Origin of the sequence: Psychrobacter sp. DWR1-2-3 (assembly GCF_049896465.1) — a bacterium.
GTDB classification, from domain to species: Bacteria; Pseudomonadota; Gammaproteobacteria; order Pseudomonadales; family Moraxellaceae; genus Psychrobacter; species Psychrobacter maritimus.
Genome location: NZ_JAFCUJ010000019.1, coordinates 1 through 742, shown reverse-complemented (window position 1 = coordinate 742; position 742 = coordinate 1). Strand labels below are relative to the sequence as shown.

Genomic DNA, 742 nt, shown 5'->3' with positions numbered 1-742 from the left:
TGACCCCTGCCGTCAAATCCGTACAGTTAAACTTGGGAGATTTTAATTACGCAGCTTGACGATAATAGTCAAACCACACCTGTCTTGGCGATCTATAGCCTAAACTCTTTTGAATCCTCGTTTGGTTGTAGTACAGCTCAATATAGCCAATGATATCGCTGATGGCTACAAACCTTGTTTTATAGTCTTGGTGATACACTAGCTCATTCTTTAATGTGCCCCAGAAGCTTTCTATGGGTGCGTTGTCGAAACAATTGCCTTTACCACTCATAGAGCCTGTAAACTGATGCTGCTTGATGATTTTGTAATAGGCATGACTGCAATACTGGCTGCCTCTGTCTGAATGTACAATCAGCCCTTGGCTTGGACGTTTGTTCTTGATGGCCATGTTCAATGCTTTGTATACTAGATCTGCGGTCATTCGCTTATTGATTGCATAGCCGACAAGCTCTTTGGTGTATAAATCTTTGACTCCCGCTAAATACAACCAACCCTCATTGGTCCAGATATAAGTAATATCACTGACCCACGATTCATTAGGACGCTTAGCATCAAATTGCTGATTTAGTATGTTTGGATAGACAAGCTTGTTGTGGTTGGAGTCCGTGGTAACTTTAAAACGTTTGTGGCGACGGCATTTGATGCCGTGTTCTTCTTTAATGCTTCTGACCATATATAGGCTAATATCGTGCCCTTGCTCTATCAGCTTTGCGTGCAGTCGATCAGCACCATAACGTGCTTT

General features: G+C 42.5%; 1 protein-coding gene. It reads right to left on the bottom strand.

The window, feature by feature from the left end:
- Nucleotides 1-46 precede the first annotated feature (46 nt).
- A partial coding sequence (locus tag ACP7AA_RS13095) for an IS3 family transposase (protein WP_426223824.1) occupies nt 47-742 on the bottom strand: 696 nt, incomplete at its 5' end.